The organism is Stenotrophomonas sp. 3diitr2024 (genome assembly GCF_042136455.1).
GTDB classification, from domain to species: domain Bacteria; phylum Pseudomonadota; class Gammaproteobacteria; order Xanthomonadales; family Xanthomonadaceae; genus Stenotrophomonas; species Stenotrophomonas sepilia.
The window spans coordinates 1-326 of the sequence record NZ_JBHHMJ010000365.1; the positions used below are offsets into that span (position 1 = coordinate 1).

Genomic DNA, 326 nt, shown 5'->3' on the forward strand with positions numbered 1-326 from the left:
GGGCGCCAGCTGTATTTCGGCGTGAACTGGAAGTTCTGAGGCAGCGCCGGGCCTGGCCCGGCGCAGTCTTGCCCGCCCCGACGGGAATGGTCCTCCACGGCAGCCGCGCTGGTACAGGTTGTTCAGCACAACCTCGGCAGATTCGCCGCGCTTGATCTCGATGTAGATGCGCATGCCGTCCTTGTCGGACTCATCGCGCAGCTCGCTGATGCCTTCGATGACCGGACGGGTGACGTTGAACACCGAATTGAGGTTGGTGTTGATCACATCGTGCCACTGGTCCGCGCGCATGCGGTGGAACGTCGTGTCGCGGGTGATGCCGGCAT

At 63.5% G+C, this 326-nt stretch carries 1 protein-coding gene; it reads right to left on the reverse strand.

Annotated features, from left to right (window positions below; all coding sequences use genetic code 11):
* Positions 1-326, reverse strand: a 326-nt coding sequence (locus ABGA94_RS09240) for an SDR family NAD(P)-dependent oxidoreductase (protein ID WP_375367090.1), incomplete at both ends; no start/stop codon positions are given.